Source organism: uncultured Lamprocystis sp., assembly GCF_903933125.1.
In the GTDB taxonomy this organism is placed as follows: domain Bacteria; phylum Pseudomonadota; class Gammaproteobacteria; order Chromatiales; family Chromatiaceae; genus Thiodictyon.
The window spans coordinates 1-5,618 of sequence record NZ_CAIZIZ010000091.1 but is presented as its reverse complement, the minus strand read 5'-3'; the positions used below and the strand labels follow the sequence as shown (position 1 = coordinate 5,618).

Genomic DNA, 5,618 nt, shown 5'->3' with positions numbered 1-5,618 from the left:
GGTGCGCCGCACCAGTTGGGCGGCGGCGAATTTCGTCAACTCAACCGCAGACCCGGACGCCCTCGTTATTTCCCGCCAGGATTGGCAACGCGTGCTGAATCAACTGGCCTCGACTCCCTGAAATGGCCAAAGTCGAGTTTAGAACGTCGGAGATGGCAGGTCTCCGCTCCGTCAGGAACGGTTCACGAGCAATCGAAACAGGTCTGTTTGGGCATGCCTTTCGCACCGTTGTCGTTATCGTTGTCGTTGTCGTTGTCGTCATTGAGGCACGACGCGCGCGGCTGGAGTAGCCGCTTCGCAGGCTTACAGAGGGTCCTGAATCGATCCGAATCCGATAACGATTACGACAACGACAACGATGGAATCGTCGGCCTCGGTTCGCGTCAGCGACGGCGACATCGCAGGCACCCTCACTCCTTTCCGGGTCTTTGACGAACGCTCGCGCCGCCGGTCGGAAGTGCTCCCGACGCGCTCAGTGCGCGTGATCGTGTGGACCGTGCTCACCGGTGTGGTCATGGTCGTGGGCGCCATGATCACCCTCTTTGGGGTGCGGATTGGTGTCTTCATGCGCGTGCGGGTGAACGTGGGTATGGGTGTGCGCATGGGTGTGCGAGCCGCTCCCGGGATGTTCATGTTCGTGCGCATGTTCATGCTGGTGCTCATGGACGTGATCGTGATCATGATCGTGTTCCGGTTGCTGATTGCCGGTCATCTCTGGTTCCTCACGGTGGCGCGTCCCCGTGGGACCGGTTTTGGGGTGAAACTGTAGGATAGGTCGCTTGACGGATTCGTTCCGCGAACTTTGTATCCGGGCGATCAGGGCGGCCGGCGTGCGAGGCGGAGGTTGCGGGTTTTCCGGACCACCGCCGAACCCCAGGGCAACGGCCAGGGCCAACAGGGTGGGCGTTCGCAGGTGCGCGGCGCGCAAGCGTTCCGCGTCCGCGAGGGTTGCCAGGGCCTCACCCTGACAGACCACGAGGCCTTGACCCAGGATGGCCACGTCATCCGCCCAGCCATAGGCCAGGTCAACATCATGGGTGGAAAACACCAGGGTCGTGCCGGCCAGGCACAGGTGTTCCAAGGCGGACAGCAGGTGGGCAACGCCCTGGGGGTCCAGCCCGGCGGTGGGTTCGTCCAGAATCAGGACCGCGGGTCGCATCGCCAGCACCCCGGCGATGGCAACCCGCTTCTTCTGGCCGAAGCTCAAGGAATGGGTTGGACGCTCGGCCAATGCGGCGATGCGCAGGGTCTCCAACGACTCGGCGACCCGTGCGCGCACCACCGCCTCCGGCAGTCCCTGATTGAGCGGGCCGAAGGAGACATCCTGCTCGACGGTGGCCGAAAAGAGTTGGTCGTCCGGCTCCTGCAAGACCAACCCGACCTTGTTGCGCCAGACGTTGAGGGCCTGACGGCCATACCCCGCGACCGCGCCGTCCAGTAAAACCTGGCCGCGGGAGGGCTTCAGCGTGCCGTTCAGGTGCAGGAGCAGGGTGGTCTTGCCGCAGCCGTTGGCACCCAGCAGGGCGAGCTTGCGCCCCCGCGCTACCTCAAGGTCCAAACCGCTCAGGGCAACAATGCCTCCGGGGTAACTGTATTCCAACCCCCGTGCAGACAGGATGATCGGGTTCATACCAGGCCCCGATCCAGCAGCACGGATCCCAGGGCGACCGCCAGCAGCAGACCCCCAATCCCCGCCAGCCGACGCCGGGACAGGGGACGCTCCGGGGTCAGGACGCGCAGTTCGCCGACGTACCCGCGGGCGGCGAGCCCGACCTCCAGGCGGCGCGCCCGCTCCAGGGCCCGTTGGAACAGGGTCGCGATCAGGAGTCCCAGTGACCGGAGGCTGCGGCGTCTGGTGCTGTACCCTTGGCGCGCGGCCTGGGCCTGCTGACCCGTCACTGCCCGTTCCATGAAGATGAAGATCAGCCGATAGATCAGGAGCGCGATCTCGACCACGGCGGCCGGCACCCCCAAGCGGCGCAGCCAGGGAACCAGTTCCGCGACCGGGGTGGTCAAGGCCAGAAAGGCCAGACAGGACAGTGCCCCCAGGGAACGCAGGGTCACCGCCAGGGCGAGCGTCGCCCCGGCCGGGGAATAGGCAAGGTGTAACCCGTCACGCAAGTCGAGCGAAAGCGCCAGAAAGGGCGCGCTGGTGAGCAGAAACCCGGTCGGCAGGGCCATGACCCCCAGGAAGGCGCGCATGGGAACGCCGGCCCCAACTACCGTGGCACCGGCCATGAGGATGCACAGCAGGGGTCCGGCGGTCAGGGGCGGCAGCGTCAGGGCCAGGACCAGGCCCCCGCCGGCGAGCAACAGCTGCTCGCCGGGGTGGTGACGGCGCCAGCGATTGGTCCAGGCGTGCCGGTCAATCGCGTGCATCGACGGCCTGCGCGTCGAGCCTGGCCGGATCTGCGTCCGATTTGCGCCGCTGCGACTCACCGCGCCGCAGGCCGAGGTAATAGCCGAGCAGACCCGCCCCCAGGGCCGCCTGCAGGGCAAACAGCAGGCTTTCGATCTCTCCGCTCGGCGGCTCCCACAGGGGCGTGAACCAGGGCTGGTAGTCCGGATTCGCCGCGGTGATCGCGGTCTGGGCTTGGGCATCGGCCCCGGCGAAGGGCTCGGCAAGCCCGCCGGGCAGCGGGAGGATCAGCGGCAGCGCGGCGATGACCATCACCGCCGCCAGGAGCAACAGATTGGTACGTTTCATCGCACCACCCCCGGCGCGAAGGCCAGTTCGTCAAGGTCGTCCCGGCTGAATTGGATCAGCAGGTTGACCACCAGCACGGTGAGCAGCCCCTCGATGATGGCCAACGGGATCTGGGTCAGCGCAAAGACGCTCCCGAACTTGGTCAGGGCCCCCAGGAAGCCGCTGACCGGGTCGGGGAAGGCGAGCGCGAGTTGCACGGAGGTGACCAGGTAGGTGGCCAGGTCACCCAGGGCGGCGGCCAGAAACACGCCCAGCGCCAGGGGGCCGCCCAGGGTGCGGGCGAGCCGGAACACCCCATAGGCGACCCAGGGGCCGGCGATGGCCATGGAGAAGATGTTGGCGCCCAGGGTGGTCAGGCCGCCATGCGCCAGCAGCAGAGCCTGGAACAGCAGCACGATGGCCCCCAGCACCGCCATCACCGCGGGGCCGAAGAGGATAGCCCCCAGCCCCGTGCCGGTGGGATGCGAACAACTCCCGGTCACCGATGGAATCTTGAGCGCGGACAGGACGAAGGCGAAGGCCCCGGCGCTGGCCAGGAGCAGCTTGGCCCGCGGGTGCTCGCGGGTGACCCGGACGACGCTACGCGCCCCCATGACCAGAAACGGCAGGGACGCAAGGCCCCAGGCGGCAGCATGAACCGGGGGTAGGAACCCCTCCATGATATGCATGACAACGATCGCTCCACAATGAAGGGGCAGATCATTCTGGGGAGAGACCACGGGACGCCCAGGCAGGTCAGCCGCCGGTCGGCCCTGGGAGTTCCAGACAAGCGGAAACCTTGCGTCTCGCCACCGGAACACCCCGCCCGGATTGACTGATCGACACCCGACACCGGCAGGTCTCCTGGCTTGCAGGTCGGCATCGACACCCACCTTCCCAGCGCCGTTCGGCGGCCAGTGGTGATCTTGGGTGCGACTCACTGCGTACAGTTGCGGGGGCAGCCATGGCTTTGAACCATGTTCCCTTTTCATCCCCCGGGGCATGGCCGCGGGGGAACCGGTGGCGTTCGCTTCTTACTTTAAGACCTTCCTGTTCGGCTGGTCAAATCGGCCTCCGGGTCGGCCAACAGTTCGGCGATACCGGGCCGGGCGATCGTGACTGTACGTTCCGCTGCCTCGCGTCTGTCATCCGGTGTGAGCCTACGCCTACCGGAAAATATGAGACTCGCTTCTCATTTGCTACACATGATACTCTATTCTCAATTCTGGTCAACGAGAGCAAGGGCGTGAGCTACTCCACCCGGCAACGCGAGGCGATTCTGAACACCTTGCGGCGGGCGGATCGACCGCTGACGCCGCAGGAAATTCGGGAGGGGGCGAACGCGGACAGCGCGGGGATCGGGTTGGCAACGGTGTACCGCGCCCTGAAGACATTCATGGCGCGCAAAGAGGTTCTGCTGGTCGAGATTCCGGGCAACCCGCCCTGCTACGAACCGGCCGACCGGGGTCATCACCACCATTTTGTGTGCGACCGCTGTCGCCATATTTTCGACCTGCGCGGCTGCGTGCAGGACCTGGACACGCTGGTTCCTCGCGATTTCAGCGTCCAGCGACACGACATCACGCTATACGGAGTGTGCGCCGCGTGCGGCACGGGGGAAGGATGACCGCGGCGGTGGGCGCGCTGTCGCGGACGAGAACCATGATCTGCGATGCGGTCGCCCGGCACAGCCGCTGGTTTCGCCGTCGCCGGGACAGGCCGACCACTGTCTTTACCTCAATCGGCGCCATCAGCGTCATTATGAAGGGCGCGATCTATCCGGACGACCGAGCCGTGGGGCTGGTGCATCGCTCGCCCCCCATCGCCGGCACCGGTGAGACTCGGATACTCTCTTGCCTGGACGCCTGACGCTCGGCGGCCTAATCAACTCACTCCATCAATGCGCTCCATCAATGCGCTCCATCAATGCGCTCCATCAATGCGCTCCATCAATGCGCTCCATCAATGCGCTCCACCGGCCGACATACGGCCGTGGCGTCGAATGATGGGTTCATTGGCTCTACCTGCCTAACTCAGCCAACCACGGAGACTGCCATGACCTTGATCCATCGCTACCGTCCGCTGACCTCGCCGCTGCTGGTCGTTGCCCTGACCATCGCCGCGGCCGGGCTGGCCCCGCATGCGACTTGTGCCGCCGACGTCGCCAAAATGGAAGCCGAGCACACATCCTGGGCCGAGGACCACGCCCGCTGGAGTGCCGAGAATGCCGACGCCGAGACCGAACACAGTGCCGCCGAAGCGGCGGCCTACAAGCTGTTATGGCTGATCAGCCGACACCGCAGTGAGATCGCCGCAGAGGCCACCGAAATGCGCGCACACGGTGAAGCGATCACCGCCCATGAACAGGCGCTCGCTGCCGGCACGGACACGGTTGCGCTAGACGCGCAACATGCGCAGATGGCGGCCAAGCATGCCGCACATGCCGCAGCACATGCCAGCGAATCCGACCTGCACGGGAAAATTGCGGCCATTGTCCGCCAGATCGAGGCACTGCCGCCGACAGCACCGGGCCACCCGAGCGCCGACGGCCCGGCAATTCACCCTGCCGGGTCCCCATCGGCCGGCCAGTGAGGGCACCGGCGCCCGGCCCGCGGCGGATCGTCTTCTGGTATCAAAAGCTCAGCCCTTACCGCCGCATTCAAAACGTTTCGGACGGGGCGAATGCCCCGTCCGGCCTGGCGCGTAGTCAGGCCATCCTGGCCTCGCTATGTCGGGGCTGGAAGCCCTGACGACGCAGCCTCGCACGCCGGCAGTTGTGACAGTGGTCGAGAGGACTTTCATGTTTCGGGGTGGCGCGAGCGCCATGATAAGGAACATCAGCTACCCCGGAGGATGAATGTCCCCCGTGGGAGCGGCGTCCCGCCGCGATGGGTGCCGCGGTGACCTCTAACGGCTGGGCTTCGGCGCGGCC

At 66.0% G+C, this 5,618-nt stretch carries 7 protein-coding genes and 1 riboswitch; of the genes, 3 read left to right on the top strand and 4 right to left on the bottom strand.

What is annotated here, in order from left to right; all coding sequences use genetic code 11:
* Positions 1–472: 472 nt before the first annotated feature.
* From QZY03_RS03940 to QZY03_RS03925, 4 genes are read right to left on the bottom strand one after another with little or no spacing between them, the layout of a single operon-like run.
* Positions 473–1,630: an energy-coupling factor ABC transporter ATP-binding protein gene (locus tag QZY03_RS03940; protein ID WP_295578451.1), complete on the bottom strand. Its 1,158-nt coding sequence runs from the start codon at positions 1,628–1,630 to the stop codon at positions 473–475.
* Positions 1,627–2,379, bottom strand: a complete 753-nt coding sequence (gene cbiQ, locus QZY03_RS03935; RefSeq protein WP_295578450.1) for a cobalt ECF transporter T component CbiQ — start codon at positions 2,377–2,379, stop codon at positions 1,627–1,629. The genes QZY03_RS03940 and cbiQ overlap by 4 nt, the downstream gene beginning before the upstream one ends.
* Positions 2,366–2,707, bottom strand: coding sequence for an energy-coupling factor ABC transporter substrate-binding protein (locus tag QZY03_RS03930; RefSeq protein ID WP_295578449.1), 342 nt, complete (start codon positions 2,705–2,707; stop codon positions 2,366–2,368). The genes cbiQ and QZY03_RS03930 overlap by 14 nt, the downstream gene beginning before the upstream one ends.
* Positions 2,704–3,375 carry an energy-coupling factor ABC transporter permease gene (locus QZY03_RS03925; RefSeq protein WP_295578448.1) on the bottom strand — a complete coding sequence of 224 codons (672 nt, stop codon included), beginning with the start codon at positions 3,373–3,375 and terminating at the stop codon, positions 2,704–2,706. Before QZY03_RS03925 ends, QZY03_RS03930 begins: the two co-directional genes overlap by 4 nt.
* Positions 3,376–3,522: 147 nt before the next feature.
* Positions 3,523–3,723: riboswitch (cobalamin riboswitch) on the bottom strand.
* 209 nt (positions 3,724–3,932) lie between these two features.
* On the opposite strand from QZY03_RS03925, the gene QZY03_RS03920 reads away from it, so the two are divergent.
* The 3 genes from QZY03_RS03920 (at position 3,933) to QZY03_RS03910 (ending at position 5,278) form a co-directional block, all read left to right on the top strand.
* Positions 3,933–4,313, top strand: coding sequence for a Fur family transcriptional regulator (locus QZY03_RS03920; RefSeq protein ID WP_295578447.1), 381 nt, complete (start codon positions 3,933–3,935; stop codon positions 4,311–4,313).
* A gap of 35 nt (positions 4,314–4,348) precedes the next feature.
* Positions 4,349–4,555: a DUF1826 domain-containing protein gene (locus QZY03_RS03915; RefSeq protein ID WP_295578446.1), complete on the top strand. Its 207-nt coding sequence runs from the start codon at positions 4,349–4,351 to the stop codon at positions 4,553–4,555.
* Between the two features lie 192 nt (positions 4,556–4,747).
* Positions 4,748–5,278, top strand: a complete 531-nt coding sequence (locus QZY03_RS03910) for a hypothetical protein (protein ID WP_295578445.1) — start codon at positions 4,748–4,750, stop codon at positions 5,276–5,278.
* The last annotated feature ends 340 nt before the right edge of the window (positions 5,279–5,618 follow it).